The sequence below is a fragment of the Streptomyces sp. NPDC015144 genome, assembly GCF_043079735.1.
Classification (GTDB): domain Bacteria; phylum Actinomycetota; class Actinomycetes; order Streptomycetales; family Streptomycetaceae; genus Streptomyces.
This window is the reverse complement of the sequence record NZ_JBIBUU010000017.1, coordinates 18,191-36,714: the sequence shown is the minus strand read 5'-3', so window position 1 is coordinate 36,714 and position 18,524 is coordinate 18,191. Positions and strand designations below refer to the sequence as shown.

The following is an 18,524-nucleotide window of genomic DNA, read 5'->3' as shown; positions in this document are numbered from 1 at the left end:
AGCCGTGTGGTACGCCGTCGGATCTGGCCCGCGACGCTGTCGTGACCCATGATGCCGTGTCGCCAGAGCCTCAACCCATGGCTGTCACTCATGGTAAACCCATGGGTACGCACAGTGGCTAGGGGTTCGTGGCGGTCAATTGCGAACAACCGGCGCCGGTTTGACGTACCCAGACGTCAGACGATCGAACCGTCCTCGAAGCACCAGCGCCAGCTCTCGCCCGGTTCGAAGCTCCGGATCACCGGGTGGCCGGTCTCCTCGAAGTGCGCCGTGGCGTGCCGAAGGGGCGAGGAGTCGCAGCAGCCGACATGGCCGCAGACCAGGCAGAGCCGCAGCTGCACGGGGTGGGTGCCCGCCGCGAGGCAGCCAGGACAGGTGCTGCTCAGCGGGGCCGGCTCGGGGCGCGGCAGTGCGGACAGGTGAGGGCAGTCACTCATGATGTTCAGGTTACGTCGGAGACGTGGATCACGGATCGTGGAAGGCGAGGGCCCGGAATGGACGCACTGCCGCTGGTGGGGCTGGTCGCGGCCAGCGCGGCGGTCGCGGGCGCGGCCCGCCGCACCCCAGTGCCGGCCCCGCTGCTGCTCGTCGCGGCGGGTCTGGTCGCCGCCTACCTGCCCGGGGTGCCCACGTACACCCTGGACGCGCACATCGTGCTGCCGCTGCTGCTGCCGCCCCTGCTCTACACAGCGGCCGTCGACAGCTCGTACCTGGACCTGCGGGCCAACCTCCGGCCCGTCGCACTGCTCTCGGTCGGCTACGTCCTGTTCGCGACCGTCGCGGTCGGCTGGCTGGCGTACCGGCTGGTGCCCGATCTGCCGCTCACCGCGGCGCTGGTGCTCGGCGCGGTCGTCGCCCCGCCGGACGCGGTCACGGCCGCCGCGATCGCCCGCCGGGTCGGGCTGCCCGGCCGGCTCACGACCGTCCTTCAGGGCGAGTCCCTGGTGAACGACGCCACCGCGATCACCGCCTACAAGGTGGCGGTGGCCGCCGCCGTCGGCGAGGGCATGAGCTGGGGCGCCGGGATCGGCGAGTTCCTCCTCGCCGCGGTCGGCGGCGTCGCGGTGGGCCTGGCCCTCATGGTGCCGCTGCACTGGCTGCGTACCCACCTCAAGGAGGCGCTGCTCCAGAACACGCTGTCCCTGCTGATCCCCTTCGTCGCGTACGCGGCGGCCGAGCGGGTCCACGCCTCCGGGGTGCTCGCCGTCGTCGTGGTGGCGCTCTACCTCGGGCACCGCTCCTGGCAGGTCGATTTCGCGACCCGGCTCCAGGAGGAGGCCGTCTGGAAGATGGTCGCGTTCGTCCTGGAGTCCACGGTCTTCGCGCTGATCGGCCTCCAGCTGCCCTTCGTACTGAAGGACCTCGGCGGGTACACCGCGGGCGAGGCCGTCTGGTACGCGGTCGCCGTCTTCCTCGCCGTGGTCGTGGTCCGCTTCGTCTGGGTCTACCCGGCGACCTATCTGCCCCGTCTGCTGTCCCGGCGGATCAGGGAACGCGAGCCGGACACCGACTGGACCGCGCCGCTCATCGTCGGCTGGGCGGGGATGCGCGGGGTCGTCTCGCTCGCCGTCGCCTTCTCCGTCCCGTTCGTCGTGCACGGCGGGGCCCCGTTCCCGGCCCGCAACCTGGTGATGTTCCTGACCTTCACCACCGTCATCGGCACCCTGGTGGTCCAGGGGCTCACCCTGCCCGTGCTGGTGCGGGTCCTGAAGCTGCCGGGGCGCGACGCGAAGGCCGAGACGCTGGCCGAGGCGCAGGCCCAGAGCCAGGCGTCCGCGGCCGCCGAGGAACGGCTGGACGAGCTGCTCGCCGACCCCGGCAACCGCCTGCCCGGCCCGCTCGCCGACCGGCTCCGCACCGTCCTGGAGCGCCGCCGCAACGCCGTCTGGGAGCGGTTGGGCGCCGCCAACCCGGTGACCGGGGAGTCGGCGGACGACACCTACCGCCGCCTGTCGAGGGAGGCGATCGACGCCGAACGCGAGGTCTTCGTCCGGCTGCGCGACGAGCGGCACATCGACGACGAGATGCTGCGCACCCTGCTCCGACGCCTCGACCTGGAGGAGGCGGCGGCCTACCGGGAGTCCTCGGACGCCTCCTGAGGGCGGCCCGTGACGACCGCGGCGACCGTGGTCCCCGGCTGGAACGCGCCCTCCCCGGCCAGCTCGGTCAGCGCGTACAGGAGCTTGGCCACGTACAGCCGCTCCACCGGCAGTCCGTGGCGCCGCTCGAAGTCGTCGGCGAAGGCGTGCAGCTCCGGGGTGGTACGGGCGTAGCCGCCGAAGTGGAAGCGCTCGTCCAGGGACCAGTCGCCGGCCGGGGCGCCGAAGGCCGCCGTCTGGAGCTCCCGGACCGCCTCCCCGAGGAAGCCGCCGCGCAGGACGGGGACGCCGAGGGCGCGCTGCGGCGGGGCGAGTCCGGCGGCGAGCCCGGCCAGGGTGCCTCCGGTCCCGCAGGCCACAGCGACCACGTCGGCCACGCCGCGCAACTCCCGCCCCAGCTCTGTACAGCCCTGTGCGGCCAGGGCGTTGCTGCCACCCTCCGGGACGACACAGCACTCCCCGTAGGCGCTCAGCAGCCCCTTCAGGACCGTGGGATCGCCCTTCGCGCGGTACGTCGAGCGGTCCACGAAGCGCAGGGTCATCCCGTCGGCGGCGCAGGCGGCGAGCGAGGGGTTCAGCGGGCGGTGGGCCAGCTCCTCGCCCCGCACGATCCCGATGGTCCGGAACCCCAGCAGCCGTCCGGCGGCGGCGGTGGCCCGCAGATGGTTGGAGTAGGCCCCGCCGAAGGTCAGCACGGCGCGCCCGCCGGCGGCCCGCAGGTTGGGGGCGAGCTTGCGCCACTTGTTGCCCGGCAGATCGGGGTGGATCAGGTCGTCGCGCTTGAGCACGAGTCGTACGCCGTGACGCGCGAAGCGCTCGTCCTCCACCGGCTCCAGGGGCGAGGGGAGCACCGGCCGCAGCCGGGAGAGGTCGAGCGCTTCGGAGGTCATGCCGTCATTGTGGCCGTGCCCGGCCGGTGGCTCAGTCCTGGGCCAGCCACATGTCCGGGCCGAACACCTCGTAGTGGATGTCGCTCGCCGGGACGCCCTCGGCCAGCAGCTGGGTGCGGACGGAGCGCATGAAGGGCAGCGGGCCGCAGAGGTAGGCGCGGGTTCCGGGGGCGATGTCGAGGCCGCTCAGGTCGACGCGGCCGGTGCGGTCGGCCGGGTGGCCGGGCTCGGGGGTCTCGTACCAGAAGTGGGCGGCGGCGTCGGGGAGCTTGGCGGTGAGCCGGTCGTGGTCGACGCGCAGGGCGTGGGTGGCGGGGGAGCGGTCGCCGTGCACGACGGTGACGGGGGCGGTGTGCCCGGTCGCGGCGAGGTGCTCCAGCATCGAGAGCATCGGGGTGCAGCCGATGCCCGCCGAGGCGAGCAGGACCGGTGCGTCGGACGCGTCCAGCACCAGGTCGCCGTAGGGGGCGGAGACGCGCAGCGTGTCACCGGCGGCCACCGCGGCGTGCAGGTGGTTGGAGACCTCGCCGTCGGGCGCCCCGGCCCCGCGCACCCGCTTCACGGTGAGGGAGCGGACCTCCGAACCGGGGGCGCTGGAGAGGCTGTACTGGCGTATCTGGTGGGCCCCGTCGGCCAGCTCCACCTGTACGGAGACGTACTGGCCGGGCCGGAAGTCGGGCGCGGGCGCCCCGTCGGCCGGGCGGATCCGGAAGGTGGCGACGTCGTCGGTCTCCTCGACCCGCGAGACGACCTCCCAGTCGCGCCACACGTCGCCCGCGACGACGCCCTGCTGCGCGTAGAGCCGCTCCTCGATCGATATGAGGGCGTTCGCCATCAGCCAGTAGACCTCGTCCCAGGCGGCGGCGACCTCGGGGGTCACCGCGTCGCCGAGCACCTCGGCGATGGCGGCGAACAGGTGCGTGTGCACGATCTCGTACTGGGCGGCGGTGACGCCGAGCGAGGCGTGCTTGTGGGCGATCCGGCCGAGCATCACGTCGGGGCGGGTGTCCGGGTGCTCGACCAGGTGGGTCGCGAAGGCGGCTATGGAGCCCGCGAGTGCCTGTCGCTGGGCGCCGGACGCCTGGTTGCCCCGGTTGAAGAGGTCGCGCAGCAGCTCGGGGTGGGCCTCGAAGAGCTTGCGGTAGAAGAGGTCGGCGATGTCCCCGATGGCCGCGCCCACGGCGGGCAGGGTGGCGCGGACGGTGGCGGTCGACGTCTCGGAGAGCATCGGGACTCCTTGCGGTTCAAATTGGTATTTGAGATGCGTATTTTTGGGCGTGCCGGATCCGGGCAGGGGGAGCGGGGGTCCGGTGGCTGGGTGGGTGTGGCGCGGATCGCGCTCCGGCTCAGCCGGTGTCCGGCCGGGAGCGGCTGATGCCGATCAGCAGCGGGCCGGTGGGCGCGGCGACGAGTTCGGTGACGGTGAGCGGGTCGAGCGCCTGGTAGAAGGCGTCCGTCGCACCGCGCAGGGCGGTGCGGAGCCGGCAGGCCGAGCGTACGGGGCAAGGTGTGCTGCCCTCGCAGTCGACGACGTCGCCGGGGCCTTCCAGCTCCCGGACCAGTCCGCCGATCGAGGCAGAGCGCCCCGCCCCGGTCAGGCTGAGCCCGCCGCCGCGGCCCCGGCGCGCCTCGATCAGGCCGAGGTGCTGGAGCTTGGCGACGACCTTCGCCGCATGGGTGTACGGCACCTCCATGGTGGCCGCCACCTCCCGGGTGGTCGGCGTGTCCTCGCCCTCCGCCACGGCGAGGCGCATCAGCACGCGCAGCGCCACGTCGGTGAATCTCGTCAGCCGCATGGCCCTCACGCTAGATAAATTGCATATGAGATGCAAGTTAGCGAGGAGTGTGATATGCGCCACCGCACACCTGCCCGCATCTGCCCAGTCCCAGGCAGATTAGTCACACTCTTTTGTGTAATGGCGCGCGTACTCTCCGCGCTGAAAGGCTTCTTCGCGCAGGTCATCCGAAGAATGGAGAGAACGTCAGATGTCCGTTGGCGAAGAGGTTCAGGGCGCGGCGACGCTTCCGCAGCAGAGTCTGGGGACGGCGGCGGCGCGGAACCTCGCGACGACCACCAAGTCCGCCCCGCAGATGCAGGAGATCACCTCGCGGTGGCTGCTCAAGATGCTGCCGTGGGTCCAGGTGCAGGGCGGTACCTACCGGGTGAACCGCCGGTTGAGTTACGCGGTCGGGGACGGCCGGGTGACCTTCGTGCAGACCGGTGACCGGGTGGCGGTCATCCCCGCCGAGCTCGGCGAACTCCCCGCGCTGCGGGACTTCGAGGACGAGGAGGCGCTGAGCGAGCTGGCGCGGCGCTGCGAGCAGCGCGAGATCGCGGCGGGCCAGGTGCTGGGCGTGGCGGGGGACGCGGCGGACACCGTCTACCTCCTGGCGCACGGCAAGGTCCAGAAGGTCGGCACCGGCCCCTACGGGGACGAGACGGTGCTCGGGGTCCACGCCGACGGGGCCTACTTCGGGGACGACTCCCTGGTCGACGGCGACGCCGTCTGGGAGTACACGGCCCGCGCCCTCACCGCCTGCACGGTGCTGACGCTGAGCCGCGCCGACGTGCTGAACCTCGCCGAGCGCTCCGACGCGCTCCGCGCCCACCTCGCCGGCCTGCGCGCCATCCCGGAGCAGCGCACCAACAAGTACGGCGAGGCGGCCATCGACCTGTCCGCCGGCCACGTCGGCGAAGCCGTCGTCCCGCACACGTACGTCGACTACGAGGCGTCCCCGCGCGAGTACGAGCTGAGCGTCGCGCAGACCGTGCTGAAGGTGCACAGCCGGGTCGCCGACCTCTACAACCAGCCGATGAACCAGACCGAGCAGCAGTTGCGGCTCACGGTCGAGGCGCTGCGCGAGCGCCAGGAGCACGAGCTGGTCAACAACCGCGAGTTCGGGCTGCTCCACAACTGCGACTACTCCCAGCGCCTCCAGCCGCACGCGGGCGTGCCCGGCCCCGACGACATGGACGAGCTCCTCTCCCGCCGCCGCGGCTCGAAGCTCTTCCTCGCCCACCCCAAGGCCATCGCCGCCTTCGGCCGCGAGTGCAACAAGCGCGGCCTGGTGCCGGAGAGCGTGGACCTGGGCGGCCAGCACGTACCGGCCTGGCGCGGCGTTCCGATCCTCCCCTGCAACAAGATCCCGGTCACCGAGGCCCGGACCAGCTCGATCATCTGCATGAGGACCGGCGAGTCCGACCAGGGCGTCATCGGGCTCCACCAGACCGGTCTCCCCGACGAGATCGAGCCCAGCCTCTCGGTCCGCTTCATGGGCATCGACGAGCAGGCGATCATCTCCTACCTGGTGACCGCCTACTACTCCGCGGCCATCCTCGTCCCGGACGCCCTGGGCGTCCTGGAGAACGTCGAAGTCAGTCGCTGGCGGTAGCCGATCGGGGTCCGGACGGGGGCGTCCGGACCCCGTCAACCTCCACCGCCGGGCAGCCGTGCCCGCGGTGGTTCCGGGAGGACGCCCCAGTGAAGACCCAGCATGTGACGCAGCAGACCGCGCAGGTGATTCCGTCACCGACAGCCAGGACCGCGGGCGGTGCCGTGCTCCCCGGCGGCGCGCCGCCGGGGCCCGTGAGCCGGGGCGAGGGGGCCGAGTCCCTCCTGGAGCGGACCCGGGCCCTGGTCGACCCCCGGCTGCGGGCGGCCGTCGAGTCGCTGCCCGGTTCGCTGCGCCGCGTCGCGATGTACCACTTCGGCTGGCAGGAGGCGGACGGCAGCCCGTCCTCGGGGCCCGCGGGCAAGGCGATCAGGCCCGCGCTGGTCCTCGCCGCCGCCCGCGCGCTCGGCGGCGATCCGGAACAGGCGGTGCGGGCGGCCGTCGCCGTGGAGCTGGCCCACAACTTCACCCTGCTCCACGACGACATCATCGACGAGGACCGGACCCGCCGGCACCGCCCCACCGCCTGGGCGGTCTTCGGTGTCCCGGACGCCGTCATCACGGGCGACGCCATGATGGTCCTGGCCCACCGGCTGCTCGCCGAGGACCCGTCACCGGCCGCCGCCCCGGCCGCCGCACGGCTCTCGACCTGCATCATCGAGCTGTGCGCGGGGCAGCAGGCCGACTGCTCCTTCGAGGACCGGGGCCCCGAGGAGGTCACGCTGGACGAGTGCCTGACGATGGCCACCGCCAAGACCGGCGCCCTGCTCGGCTGCGCCTGCGCACTCGGGGCGCTCTACGCCGGCGCGGGGGAGCGGGCGGTCGCCGCGATGGACGGATTCGGCCGGGAGGCGGGCCTCGCCTTCCAGCTCATCGACGACCTGATCGGCATCTGGGGCGATCCCGCCCGGACCGGGAAGCCGGTCGGGGCGGATCTCATGGCCCGTAAGAAGTCCCTGCCGGTCGTCGCGGCACTGACCTCCGGCACTCCGGCTGCGGGTGAACTCGCCGCGCTCTACCGGGGTCCGATGAGCACCCCCGAGGAGGTGGCCCGTGCCGCCGACGCGGTGGAGCGGGCCGGCGGGCGGGACTGGGCGCAGGCCGGGGCGGCGGACCGGATGTCCCGGGCGGTCCATCACCTGTCCCGCGCGGTGGACGACCTGGCCGGGGCGGGGGAGCTCCTGACCCTGGCGGAGTTCGTCACCCGCCGGACGCACTGACACCCCGCTTCCGTGCGCCTTTCGCCGAAGGCCCGCCGGACGCACTGATATCCCCTTCCGCGCACGTCCGTCGAAGGCCCGCCGGGCGCACCGGCACCCCCTTCCGCGCACTCTCCGCCGAAGGTCCGGCGGGAGCGCCGGCCGCCGTCGGCGGTCCGCCGCCGGTGGGAAGCGGAGGGTGACCGGGCGACTGTCATGGGCACGGGCTACAGTCCGTGCCCATGACAGACGAGTCATGGGCCGGGTGGTACCGGGACCGGCAGGGTTCCGACGCCGTCGTCCTCACCACCGACGGACAGCAACTACGCCTCCGGACACGGGGCACCGACTTCGAGGGCCCCGGCTTCGACGGCCTCACCCCCGTCGCCGGCACGCCACCGGCCGACGACCGGTTCGTCCTGGTGGACGGCGCGCTGAGCGACTGCGTGCTGGAGTGGGACCTGCCGTTCCCGGTCGGCTGGGACGGGGTGGTCCATCAGGCCACGCTCAGCTGCCTGTTGTCGCTACGCAGGCCCGATTCGCACCTCAGCCTGGAGCTGCAGTTCGGCGGGGCCTCCTACGCGTCCCGCCGGGCCGAGAGCGACTTCGCCTCCGCGCTCGCCACGATCCAGCGTGCGCTGCCGCCCGGGGTGCGGCTGCGGACCTGTATCGCCTGCGCCTTTTCGGACTACTTCCCGGCCCCGGAGGCGGTCCGCGGACTCTCCGGCGGCCTCGCCTGCTTCCGGGGCGCCAAGGACGCCTACCGGGGAGCGGCGGGCGAGGGTGACGTACGGGACCTGTGGGACCGGCGCACCGGGTTCGTCCAGGAGATCTGGAGCTGCCGCGAGTACGAGCCCCGCCCGGACTCCGGTGCGGGCACCGGTCATCGGGGAGCGTTCCCGCTCGAACACGCCTGAGCCGCCCGGCGCAGGGCCGTCGGCCCTCCCGCGCATCGCATCCCGCCCCGTACCGGCGCAGTTCCGGTACGGGGCGGGTTTGTCAGCCCCTCATTGTTCTACTAGCATGCGAACAAGGGAGGTTTTGATGAATCGAAAGAACCTGGGTGGGGCCCTCTTCGCGGTCCTGCCGTTCGTGCTCGCCCTCGCCGTCGACCTGGTGCTCTTCCTCGTGTTCCGGGATCGGCTCCCGGAGCGCGTCGCCAGCCACTTCACGGGCGGCGGCCGGGCGGACCAGTACATGGGGCGGGACTGGTACGTGCTGATCAGCACGCTGACGCTCGTCGTGGCCGGCGGGGCGTGGCTGCTCATGGCGGCCCGGTGGCAGCTGCACGGTCGGGCCCACCGGTGGCTCTTCTCCAGCGGCTTCGCCTTGGCCGGTTTCCTCGGCTGGCTGCTGGCCGCCGCGCTGCTCGTCAACGTGGATGCGACCGTGGGTCCGCGGGGGGAGGTGCCGGGAGTCTCGCTCCCGATGTGGCACTTCGCCGCCGCCCTGGGGGTTGCCGCGCTCACGGGCGGGCTCGGATGGGCGCTCGCCGCGCTCTTCCCCGCACCGGAACCGCCGGCCGGGAGCGGTCCGTGGCAGGCCGGCGGCGGCGCGCGGATCGCGCTGGCGGACGGCGAGGTCGCCGGGTGGACCCGCGGCGCCGGGAGCCGGTGGGCTCCGGCGGCGGTCCTGGCGCTGCTCGCCGCGGGGCTGGTGCTGACGCCGCTGTGGCGGTGGGAGGCCGGGCTGCCGCTGCTGGTCGTCGGTGTGGTGCTGGGCGGGTTCGTCCGGGCGCACGTGATGGTGGACCGGCGCGGCATCACCGTCTCCGGGACGCTGCCCTGGCCCCGCGTCAGGGTGCCGCTCGACCGGATAGAGTCCGCGTGCAGCCGCGACATCAGCCCTCTCGCCGAGTTCGGCGGCTGGGGCTACCGCGTCCGGCCCGGCGGCACCGGTGTGGTGCTCCGCTCCGGCGAGGGGATCGTGGCGACGCTGGTGGACGGCCGGAAGTTCGCGGTGACCGTCGACGACTCGAAGACCGGCGCCGCGCTCCTCAACACCCTGGTCGACCGGCGTCGGGCGGGACGCTGAGCATGCTGTTCCGTGTCGATCCCACCTCCACCGTGCCGCTCGGCGACCAGATCGCGGCGTGCGTGCGCCGCTCGGCCGCCCGGGGCGAGGTGGCGCCGGGCGAACGGCTGCCCGCGGCCCGGGCGCTCGCGGACTCCCTCGGCGTCAACGTCCACACCGTGCTCCGCGGCTACCAGCAGCTGCGCGAGGAAGGGCTCATCGAACTGCGCCGGGGCCGCGGCGCGGTCGTCACCGGAGGCGTCCCGCCGCACCGGGCCAGACTGCTGGAACGCGTACGGGAAGTGGCGGCCGACGCGCGTGAGCTGGGCATGACCGAGGAGGAGCTGCTGGAGCTGGTGCGAACCGCGCTGCGCACCGGCTGAGACGTCCGGCGCGGCACGCCGCGGGGTGGGGCCCCGCGGCGTGCCGCGTGCGTGACGGCCGTGACCGTCAGGAGGCGTTCTTCGCGAGGGAGGCCGCGAAGCCGTACTGCCACAGGGAGTTGACCCGGCTGACCTCGTTCGCGTTCGGGTACGGGTTGGTGCAGGACGTGCCGGGGCCGCCGCCGGACATCAGCTCGCTGCACGGACCGGAGTAGTGGTCCGGCAGGCCGAGCACGTGCCCGGTCTCGTGGGCGGTGACCCGGACCGAGCTGTACTGCTGGTTCTGCGCGTAGTCCAGGAAGACGTAGCCGTTGCCGTGCCCGTCGGTGCTCGCGTACGAACCCCGGGAGTCGTTGCCCTCGTAGTAGGCGAAGTCGGCGTTCGAGCCCTCCTGGAGCCGGACGTTGGAGACCGAGCTGTTCCAGATCTGCGCGCTGCTGGATATCTGGCTGCGGAAGCTCGGCGCGTTGGTGGCGCTGTAGACGATGGTGACGGACTTGAGGCCGGGGTTGGCCGCCCGCTTCTTCGCGACGGACTTGGCGACCGCCTCGAAGAACGCCTTGTTCCCGGCGGCGTTCTCCGCCGAACCGGCGTACGCGGCGTAGCCCGCGGCCTTCTGGGCCGCCTGGTCGGCGGGGGCCGGGGAGGCGGCGATCGCGGGTGCGGTGCCCAGCGCGGCCGCGAGGCCGAAGCCGAGGCCGACCAAGGACGAGATGACGGTCCTGGGGTGCTTCATGGGGGGTCTCCTGCCGTTACCGGTCCGATGGACCCGTCCGATGATCGGAACCGGACGGGTGCGGTACGCAGTGAGTGTCGGGGAGCGGAAGCCGCGGCGGATGATGTCAACCGGCGATAGCGCCGCACTATCACCGGTCCCCGTACGGTCGCCGAAGCTTCCGTCAACTCCCGGTGAATTAAAGGGCTTTGAGGTGATTGGGGAGTCTGGTGCGACCGTCTCCCGCCGCCCTACGCTCGCTCGTATGGAGCTTGAGGTGAGGCACCTCAGGGCGCTGTGCGCCATCGCGGACGCGGGCAGCCTGCACCGAGCCGCCCGCCGCCTGGGCGTCAGCCAGCCCTCTCTGACCACTCAGCTGCGCCGGATCGAGAACGCCCTGGGCGCCGAGCTGTTCTGGCGCGAACGGACCGGCTGCCGCCCGACCCAGCTCGGCCGCGCCGTCCTCAGCCGCGCCCGCCCCCTGGTCGACGGCATGACCGCCCTGGTCAGCGACGCCAGGGCGGAGGCCGACGCGGTCCGCGCCACCGGCCCCCGGCTGCGCATCGGCTGCACCGCGAGCCGGGTCATCGGCGGCTGGCTGCGCCGGCTCCGGCTCCGGCTGCCCGGCACCGACATCTCGCTGCGGGTCGACGTGTCGGCCCGCGCCCTGCTCCGCGACGTCGCGACCGGCGCGCTGGACGTCGCCTTCGTGCACGAGGTCGAGGGGTGCCCGCTGGCGGTACCGGACGGTCTGGAACAGCGCGTACTCCTGGACCGCGAACCGCAGTTCATCTCCATGGCCAGGGACCACCCCGCCGCCGCCCGCCCGGTGGTCGACCTCGTCGACCTGGCCGCCGACCGGTGGATGGTCGACCCCACGGTGGACGGCGAGTGGGACGGGCTGCGGCGGGTCTTCGACGCGGCCGGTCTCGCCCCGACCGTCCTGCACGGGGACTACCTCACCGCCGCCTCGCTCATCGTGCTCGGCGAGGCGGTCGCCCCCTGCCAGCCGACCTCCGGGCCGCGCGACGACATGGCGATCCGCCCGCTGCGCGACGACCCCCTCGCCGTACGGCTGCTGCTGTTCTCCCGGCCGGGCGCCGACATGGACCCGGTCTACGCGGAGCTGGAGGCGGCCTACCGGGAGGCCGCCTCGCGCGCCGCCGGGTACCACCAGTGGCTGCTGCGCAACCGCAGCCCGCTCGCCCGCACCCCGTGACCGGAAGGTTCCCGGTTTCGCCGTGGGCGTGCCGATTCCGCCAGGAGCGAGGACCGGTTACCGGAACGGCTCCGGCCGGGCAGAGTCGGATCATGAGGCTACTGATCCTGGGCGGTACGGAGTTCGTGGGGCGCGCGGTGACCGAGGAGGCGTCGGCGCGCGGCTGGGACGTCACGGTGTTCCACCGGGGCCGCCATGCCGCCCCGCCGGGCGTGGCGGAGCTGCTCGGCGACCGCACCGCGCCGGACGGCCTCGCCGCGCTGGCCCGGGGCGCCGCAGACGGGCCCGGCTGGGACCTGGTCGTCGACACCTGGAGCGGCGCCCCCTCGGCCGTCCGGGACGCCGCCCGGCTGCTCGCCGGCCGGGCCGGGCGGTACATGTACGTGTCCAGCCGCTCCGTGTACGCGTACCCGGCGCCGGCCGGGCTGCCCGAGGACGGTCCGCTGGTCACCGGCGCCTCGCCGGACGCGGGCGGGGACGTCCCGTACGCGCAGGCCAAGCGCGGCGGTGAGCTGGCGGCGCTCGACGCCTTCGGCGACCGGGCGCTGCTCGCCCGCGCCGGGCTGATCCTCGGCCCCGGGGAGAACATCGGCCGACTGCCCTGGTGGCTGGGGCGGATCGCCCGGGGCGGGCCCGTACTGGCCCCCGGCGGACCGGATCTGGATCTCCAGTACATCGACGCCCGCGACCTCGCCGGCTGGCTGCTGGACGCGGCCCGCGCCGGGCTGCACGGCCCGTACAACCTGGTCAGCCGCCCGGGCCACACCACCATGGGGCGGCTGCTGGAGGCCTGCGTGCGGGTCACCGGCTCCGGCGCCGAGCTGCGCTGGGTCCCCGAGGAGGCGATCCTCGCGGCGGGCGTGGAGCCGTGGAGCGACCTGCCGGTCTGGCTGCCGCCGGGCGAGCTGTACGACACGCTCCACCGCGGCGACGTCGAGCGGGCGCACGCGGCCGGACTGCGCTGCCGCCCGGTCGAGGAGACGGTCGCCGACACCTGGACATGGCTGGAGAAGCTGGGCGGACGGGCCCCGCAGCGGCCGGACCGGCCGGCCGTCGGGCTGGACCCGGAGGTGGAGGCCCGGCTCCTCGGGAGCGCCTGACACCGGCGCGCGGCGCCCGGACCCGGCCGCGCGCTGATCCACCGGGGAACACGGCACAGCCCGTAGTTTTGGCCCATGGCCGAACTGCTGCTGCACCTCACCGAAGGCCCGCTGTGGGAGGCGGCCCGCGGGATCGGGACGTTCGAGATGTCCACCCGCGGCCGCACCCTGCACGAAGAGGGCTTCATCCACTGCTCGCTGCCGCACCAGCTCGACGGTGTCGCCGAACTGCTCTACGGCGCCGGGAGCGGGGCCGGCGCCCACGACCAGGAACTCGTCGTCCTCGTCATCGACCCCGACCGGCTCACGGTGCCCGTCCGGTACGAGCCCGCCGCGCCCGGCGGCGAGGAGTTCCCGCACATCTACGGTCCCGTCCCGGTGGACGCGGTCGTCGAGGTGCGCCCCTGGCCCGGGAACGCGCCCGGGAACGCGCCCGGGAAGGAGGGCGGTCCCGCATGAGCGACACGTCCGCCACGAGCACGCCGGTCCCGGACGCCCCGATCGTCGCCGTCACCGGCGCGGGCGGTGCCGTCGGCGGCCGGGTCGCCCGGCGGCTGGTCCGGGCCGGGGTGCCGGTACGGCTGCTCGGCCGCGATCCGTCCCGGCTGCCCGAACTGCCCGGAGCGGTGGCCGCCCCGCCCGCCCCGTACGGCGACGGGGAGGCCATGCGGCGTGCCCTGGCCGGGGCGCACACCCTGTTCCTGGTCTCGGCGCACGAGAGCCCGCACCGGGTACGGGAGCACACGACGGCGGTGGACGCGGCGGTGGCCGTCGGCGTCGAACGCATCGTGTACGTCTCCTTCCTGGGCGCGGCGCCGGACGCCACGTTCACCTTCGCCCGGGACCACTGGCACACCGAGGCGCACATCCGGGCCGCCGACGTCCGCCACACCTTCCTCCGCGACAGCCTGTACCTCGCGGGCATCCCGGCCATGACCGGCGCCGACGGGGTGCTGCGCGGACCGGCGGGCGACGGACGGGTGGCGGCGGTGGCGCACGACGACATCGCCGACGCCGCCACCACCGTCCTGCTGGCCGGTACCGGACCGGGCGCCGAGGGCCCCGTCACCCGGCACGACGGACGGAGCTACGACCTCACCGGCCCCGAGGCGTTCACCCTCGCCGAGGCGGCGGAGGAGCTGAGCCGGGTCACCGGCCGGGCCGTCACCTACGTACCGGAGACCCGCGAGGAGGCGTACGCCTCACGGGCGCACTACGGGGCCGAGGACTGGGAGGTGGCCGGCTGGGTCACCTCGTACGAGGCCATCGCCGCCGGTGAAATGGCCACGGTCTCGGACGCCGTGCCGCAGCTCACCGGCCGCCCGGCGACGGGCCTGGCCGCCTTCCTGCGGCAGCACCCGGACAGCTACCGGCACCTGCTGGCACCGGACGGGCCGCCCCGGTCCTGAGCCCGCCCCGTCCTGAGCACGCCCCGCCCCCGGGTCCGCCCCGCGCCCGCCCGCTTCCCGTGGGCGGGCGCGGCTGTTCATACGACGTACGCCCCCGACCGCGCCGCGGCCTCGGCGGCCCCGGCAGCTTGGTCCGCCGCCGCCGTGTCAAGCGTGTCCCCGCTGGTCAGCAGCCGGTAGTAGAGCGGCGCCGACACGGCGCGGACCACCTCGCCGGGGTCCGTGCCGGCGGGCAGCTCGCCGCGTTCGACGGCCTCGGTGACGCAGCCGGACCACTCCTCGACCCGGATCGCGTAGAAGCGGTGCAGCGCCTTCGCCGTGTGCGGGTCGCAGAGGGCCGCGGCGATCACGGCCCGGAAGAGAGCGCCCTGCCGCGCGTCGGTGAGGGTGTCCACCACCAGCCGGGCGTTGGCCCGGAGGTCCTCGGTGAGCGAACCCGTGGCCGCGCGTGGCGAGGACTGCTCGGCCATGTCGTCCAGCAGGTCCGCCATCAGCCCGGTCGGGGTGGACCAGCGCCGGTAGACGGTGGTCTTGCCCACGCCCGCCCGGCGCGCGACGTCGGCTAGGTCCAGCCGGCCGAAGCCGTGCTCGGCCAGGGCGTCGCCCGCCGCCCGCAGCACCGCTTCACGCACCCGGGCGGTACGGCCCCCGGGACGCACGCTGCCGGGTTCCACCGCCTCGGGGGCCACACCCTCAGAAACCATAACGGGTCTCCAGTTCCATTAGTGCCTCTTCCTCTGCTACGGTGACGCCCATCTTAACGGAACCACAGTCCCGTTAGAAATTCTTCGCTGAGGAAGGCCCGCCATGTCCGCGCCCAGCCCCGCCCCGTCGGCCGCGACCGACCCCACCCCCGCCCCCTCCGGGGACCGTGTCCCTGCCGGGGAGTGCGTCCCCGCCGCTCCCGCCGTCCGGATGACCGGGCGGCAGAAGCTCGTCCTCACACTTCTCCTCGGCGCGCAGTTCATGATCGCCGTGGACTTCTCGATCCTGAACGTCGCGCTGCCGGCCGTCGGCCAGGGGCTCGGTTTCCCCCTCTCCCGACTCCAGTGGATCGCCACCGCCTTCGCGCTCGCCGCCGCCGGGTTCACCCTGCTGTTCGGCCGGATCGCCGATCTGGTCGGCCGGAAGCGGATGTTCCTCGTCGGCATGACCGTCCTCGGTCTCTCGTCCGTTCTCGGCGGGCTCGCCACCTCGCCCGGTGTGCTGCTCGTGGCCCGGGTGCTCCAGGGGCTCGCCACGGCGGCCGTCACGCCCGCCGGGCTGGCACTGCTGACCACCGCCTTCAAGGAGGGGCCGCTGCGCGAACGCGCCCTGGGCCTCAACGGGGCGCTGATGTCGGCGGGCTTCACCGCCGGGGCCGTCCTCGGCGGACTGCTCACCGACCTGCTCTCCTGGCGCTGGGCCTTCTTCGTCAACGTGCCGGTCGCCGCCCTGGTCGTCGCCCTCGCCCCGTCCGTCGTCACCGACGCCCGGCCCGCCCGGCGGCCCCGGCTCGACGTCCCCGGCGCGGTGACCGTCACCGGCGGACTGCTGCTGCTCGTCTACGGTCTGACCCGGGCCGGCGAGTCCGGCTGGACCGGTCCCGTCACCCTGGCGGCCCTGCTCGCCGGGGCCGCGCTCCTCGTCACCTTCCGGTTCGTCGAGGCGAGGGCCGCGGCGCCGCTCGTCCCCGTACGCGTCCTGCGGCGGCACAGCGTTGTCTGGGGCAACACGGCGGGGCTGATCGCGTTCGTCACCGAGACCTCGCTGGTCTTCCTGCTCACCCTCTACCTCCAGGAGGTCCTCGGCTACTCGCCGCTCGCGACCGGGCTCGCCTTCGGTGTCCTCGGCGTCGGCACGGTGCTCGGCGGGGCGTTCGGCGGGCGGGCCGTCGGCCGGTTCGGGAGCCGGGCCACCATCGTCGGCGGCGGGATCGTCCAGGCCGTGGCGACCCTCTCCCTGGTCGCGCTGGGCAGCACGGGTGGCTGGATCGCGCTCTTGCTGGTGGCCACGTTCGTCGGCGGCATCGGCAACATGCTGATGATCGTCGGCTTCATGGTCACCGCGACCTCGGGGCTCCCCGACGAGGAACAGGGCCTGGCCACCGGGCTAGCCACCATGACCCAGCAGGTCGGCATCACGATGGGCATCCCGGTCATGAGCGCGATCGCCACCGCCCGGATCTCCGCCCTCGGCGGCAGCGGGCCCGAGGCCGTCCTGTCCGGGGTCGCGGTCGCGATCCTGGTCAACGCGGCGCTGGTGCTCGCCGGGGCACTCCTCGCGGGGGCCTTCCTCGCGCCGCGCCGCCCGGGCGGCACGTCCCGCCCGTGACGGGACGCGGGCGGGGCGGGCCGTCGGGGGTGTCCCGGCGGCCCGGTCGTCAGGAAGCGCTCTACCGGCCGGCGCCGTGCGCCTGCCGCAGCGCGGCGATGTCGAGCTTCTTCATCGTCATCATCGCCCGGGTGACCCGGGCGGCCTTCTCCCCGTCCGGGTCGCTCACCAGCTCGATCAGCCCGTCGGGCACGACCTGCCAGGAGACCCCGTACCGGTCCTTCAGCCAGCCGCAGGGGCCTTCCTCGCCGCCGTCGGTGAGGAGGGCCCAGTAGTGGTCCACCTCGGCCTGGTCCGCACAGCCGATCTGGAACGAGATGGCCTCGTCGAAGGTGAACGCCGGTCCGCCGTTCACCCCGACGAACCGCTGGCCGTTGATCTCGAACTCCACCGTCATCACCGAGCCGGCGGGCCCCGGCCCGGCCTCGCTGTAGCGGGCGACCCTGCCGACGCGGGAGTTCCGGAAGACGGACACGTAGTACTCCGCGGCCTCCTCGGCCTGCCCGTCGAACCACAGACATGTGGTGAAACCCTCGGTCGCCATTGCTGTCTCCCCTCGTGTACGCAGCCCCGTTTCATTGCTCGCGTATACCAGGAGGAGCGAAGTGACGGGGGACCGGAATCGGCCGACTCCATATGGTCCCCCGGAAGCGCGCAAACATCTCGACGACACGGCCGTGTCGGGCGAAACGAGCGCGAATCGCTGCGCCGCGCCATGGAGTTGCCGCTCCGTTCCGATCCGGTCGCCTCCGGGCGCGGCGGTCAGGCGGAGGTCGTGGGCCAGGCGTCGCCCGGGCGGCGGCACTGGTAGACGCGGCTCGCGTGCACCGGGACGGCCGGATAGGCGGCGGCGATGGTGGCCCGGTACGCCTCGGCCGCGGCCCGCGCCGCGGCGTCCTCGTGCGGCTGCTGGGAGGGGGACGAGCTGAGCGGGAACTTGATGACGGCTCCTATCTCGACGCCGGTGTCGTAGGCCGTGAACGAGTACTCGACGGCGTAGGCGCCTTCCGGGACAGACATGTTCAGTCTCCTGACGAAGAGGGATCGCACGGTATGCGGTACCAAGTGATCTTAAAATAAACGATGTTGGTCACTGTGGGGCGCAGTCGGTGCGGAAGGTGGAAACGGGTCCGGGCCGGTCAGCCGCGCGGTCCGAGAAGGCGGTCGACCGCGCGGCGGGCCCGGGCGGCGGCGTCGGACTCCCCCAGCCGCAGCGCGGTGTTGGTGGCCAGGAGCACGGCGTCGATCTGGAACGCAGTGAGATCGACGTCCGGTTCGACGATCTCCCCGGCATCGACGGCGCGGCGCAGCTCGGCGGCGAGCAGCGCGAGCCATTCACGGCGATGGAGTGCCAGGGTGTCGCGGACCTTGCCCGGCCGACTGTCGAAGGCCGGGAGGCAGGCCGCCCAGAAGCAGCCCCCGGCGAACAGCGGAGCCTGCGCGTAGTCGACCCAGCGCTCCGTCAGGGCGCGCAGCCGGGCGGCACCCGGAGGTGCGGAGTGTGCCGGGCGGATGACCGCCGCGGTGAACTCTTCACGGGCCACCCCCGCGACGGCGAGTTGCACGTTCTCCTTGGTCCCGAACAGCGTCTGGACGCCGCTCTTGCTCAGCTCCAGATCGGCGGCCAGACGGCCGATGCTGAGTCCGTCGAGTCCCTCCAGCGAGGCCACGTCGACTCCGTGCCGGGCGATCCTGCGCCGGGTCCGGGCGCCCCGGATGAGGCGCTGGTCGGTCACGGTCACGGTCACGGTCGCGGCGGTGGTGTCCCCATGCTCGTTCATCCGCTCCATC

General features: G+C 73.5%; 20 protein-coding genes. 11 read left to right on the top strand and 9 right to left on the bottom strand.

The window, feature by feature from the left end; genetic code table 11:
- Positions 1 to 176: 176 nt before the first annotated feature.
- Positions 177 to 437 (bottom strand): UBP-type zinc finger domain-containing protein, encoded by a 261-nt coding sequence (locus tag ACF08W_RS25870; protein ID WP_352278412.1) that lies wholly within the window; start codon positions 435 to 437, stop codon positions 177 to 179.
- A 57-nt stretch (positions 438 to 494) separates the two neighbouring features.
- Here ACF08W_RS25870 and ACF08W_RS25865 point away from each other — a divergent pair, with 57 nt between their 5' ends.
- Entirely contained in the window at positions 495 to 2,099 is a 1,605-nt protein-coding gene (locus ACF08W_RS25865) for a Na+/H+ antiporter (protein WP_385217522.1), read from the top strand.
- On the opposite strand, the gene ACF08W_RS25860 is transcribed toward ACF08W_RS25865, so the two are convergent.
- The 3 genes from ACF08W_RS25860 to ACF08W_RS25850 all read right to left on the bottom strand — a co-directional run bounded on the left by ACF08W_RS25860 (position 2,072) and on the right by ACF08W_RS25850 (position 4,785).
- Positions 2,072 to 2,989, bottom strand: a complete 918-nt coding sequence (locus ACF08W_RS25860) for a 1-aminocyclopropane-1-carboxylate deaminase/D-cysteine desulfhydrase (RefSeq protein WP_392280697.1) — start codon at positions 2,987 to 2,989, stop codon at positions 2,072 to 2,074. The two genes, ACF08W_RS25865 and ACF08W_RS25860, sit on opposite strands and share 28 nt — an antisense overlap.
- Before the next feature lie 31 nt (positions 2,990 to 3,020).
- Positions 3,021 to 4,217, bottom strand: coding sequence for a globin domain-containing protein (locus ACF08W_RS25855; RefSeq protein ID WP_385217528.1), 1,197 nt, complete (start codon positions 4,215 to 4,217; stop codon positions 3,021 to 3,023).
- A 118-nt stretch (positions 4,218 to 4,335) separates the two neighbouring features.
- Positions 4,336 to 4,785 carry an RrF2 family transcriptional regulator gene (locus tag ACF08W_RS25850; RefSeq protein WP_392280696.1) on the bottom strand — a complete coding sequence of 150 codons (450 nt, stop codon included), beginning with the start codon at positions 4,783 to 4,785 and terminating at the stop codon, positions 4,336 to 4,338.
- Positions 4,786 to 4,975: 190 nt separating this feature from the next.
- On the opposite strand from ACF08W_RS25850, the gene ACF08W_RS25845 reads away from it, so the two are divergent.
- From ACF08W_RS25845 to ACF08W_RS25825, 5 genes are all read left to right on the top strand, one after another.
- Positions 4,976 to 6,382: a family 2B encapsulin nanocompartment shell protein gene (locus ACF08W_RS25845; protein WP_352278420.1), complete on the top strand. Its 1,407-nt coding sequence runs from the start codon at positions 4,976 to 4,978 to the stop codon at positions 6,380 to 6,382.
- A gap of 164 nt (positions 6,383 to 6,546) precedes the next feature.
- Entirely contained in the window at positions 6,547 to 7,602 is a 1,056-nt protein-coding gene (locus tag ACF08W_RS25840) for a family 2 encapsulin nanocompartment cargo protein polyprenyl transferase (protein WP_385217657.1), read from the top strand.
- A 221-nt stretch (positions 7,603 to 7,823) separates the two neighbouring features.
- Positions 7,824 to 8,498 (top strand): DUF6304 family protein, encoded by a 675-nt coding sequence (locus ACF08W_RS25835; protein WP_385217535.1) that lies wholly within the window; start codon positions 7,824 to 7,826, stop codon positions 8,496 to 8,498.
- A gap of 127 nt (positions 8,499 to 8,625) precedes the next feature.
- Positions 8,626 to 9,615: a DUF1648 domain-containing protein gene (locus ACF08W_RS25830; protein WP_392280695.1), complete on the top strand. Its 990-nt coding sequence runs from the start codon at positions 8,626 to 8,628 to the stop codon at positions 9,613 to 9,615.
- Between the two features lie 2 nt (positions 9,616 to 9,617).
- Entirely contained in the window at positions 9,618 to 9,977 is a 360-nt protein-coding gene (locus ACF08W_RS25825) for a GntR family transcriptional regulator (protein ID WP_352278424.1), read from the top strand.
- Between the two features lie 67 nt (positions 9,978 to 10,044).
- On the opposite strand, the gene snpA is transcribed toward ACF08W_RS25825, so the two are convergent.
- Positions 10,045 to 10,713, bottom strand: coding sequence for a snapalysin (gene snpA, locus ACF08W_RS25820; RefSeq protein ID WP_392280694.1), 669 nt, complete (start codon positions 10,711 to 10,713; stop codon positions 10,045 to 10,047).
- Positions 10,714 to 10,957: 244 nt separating this feature from the next.
- Between snpA and ACF08W_RS25815 the strand changes: the two genes are divergently transcribed.
- From ACF08W_RS25815 to ACF08W_RS25800, 4 genes are all read left to right on the top strand, one after another.
- Positions 10,958 to 11,911, top strand: coding sequence for a LysR family transcriptional regulator (locus tag ACF08W_RS25815; RefSeq protein ID WP_385217543.1), 954 nt, complete (start codon positions 10,958 to 10,960; stop codon positions 11,909 to 11,911).
- Positions 11,912 to 12,003: 92 nt separating this feature from the next.
- Entirely contained in the window at positions 12,004 to 13,011 is a 1,008-nt protein-coding gene (locus ACF08W_RS25810; protein ID WP_392280693.1) for an NAD-dependent epimerase/dehydratase family protein, read from the top strand.
- Between the two features lie 75 nt (positions 13,012 to 13,086).
- A complete protein-coding gene (locus tag ACF08W_RS25805; RefSeq protein WP_392280692.1) occupies positions 13,087 to 13,470 on the top strand; it encodes a DUF952 domain-containing protein in 384 nt (127 codons plus the stop codon).
- Positions 13,467 to 14,420, top strand: a complete 954-nt coding sequence (locus tag ACF08W_RS25800) for an NAD(P)H-binding protein (RefSeq protein ID WP_392280691.1) — start codon at positions 13,467 to 13,469, stop codon at positions 14,418 to 14,420. The genes ACF08W_RS25805 and ACF08W_RS25800 overlap by 4 nt, the downstream gene beginning before the upstream one ends.
- A gap of 77 nt (positions 14,421 to 14,497) precedes the next feature.
- On the opposite strand, the gene ACF08W_RS25795 is transcribed toward ACF08W_RS25800, so the two are convergent.
- Complete coding sequence (locus tag ACF08W_RS25795; RefSeq protein ID WP_385217557.1) at positions 14,498 to 15,124, bottom strand: TetR/AcrR family transcriptional regulator; 627 nt, start codon at positions 15,122 to 15,124, stop codon at positions 14,498 to 14,500.
- A 103-nt stretch (positions 15,125 to 15,227) separates the two neighbouring features.
- Between ACF08W_RS25795 and ACF08W_RS25790 the strand changes: the two genes are divergently transcribed.
- Positions 15,228 to 16,733, top strand: coding sequence for an MFS transporter (locus tag ACF08W_RS25790; RefSeq protein ID WP_392280690.1), 1,506 nt, complete (start codon positions 15,228 to 15,230; stop codon positions 16,731 to 16,733).
- A 61-nt stretch (positions 16,734 to 16,794) separates the two neighbouring features.
- Here ACF08W_RS25790 and ACF08W_RS25785 read toward each other — a convergent pair whose 3' ends face one another.
- The 3 genes from ACF08W_RS25785 to ACF08W_RS25775 all read right to left on the bottom strand — a co-directional run bounded on the left by ACF08W_RS25785 (position 16,795) and on the right by ACF08W_RS25775 (position 18,514).
- Positions 16,795 to 17,277 carry a VOC family protein gene (locus tag ACF08W_RS25785; RefSeq protein ID WP_392280689.1) on the bottom strand — a complete coding sequence of 161 codons (483 nt, stop codon included), beginning with the start codon at positions 17,275 to 17,277 and terminating at the stop codon, positions 16,795 to 16,797.
- Positions 17,278 to 17,495: 218 nt separating this feature from the next.
- Positions 17,496 to 17,753, bottom strand: a complete 258-nt coding sequence (locus ACF08W_RS25780; RefSeq protein WP_352278437.1) for a hypothetical protein — start codon at positions 17,751 to 17,753, stop codon at positions 17,496 to 17,498.
- Positions 17,754 to 17,872: 119 nt separating this feature from the next.
- Positions 17,873 to 18,514: a TetR/AcrR family transcriptional regulator gene (locus tag ACF08W_RS25775; RefSeq protein ID WP_392280688.1), complete on the bottom strand. Its 642-nt coding sequence runs from the start codon at positions 18,512 to 18,514 to the stop codon at positions 17,873 to 17,875.
- Positions 18,515 to 18,524: the final 10 nt, after the last annotated feature.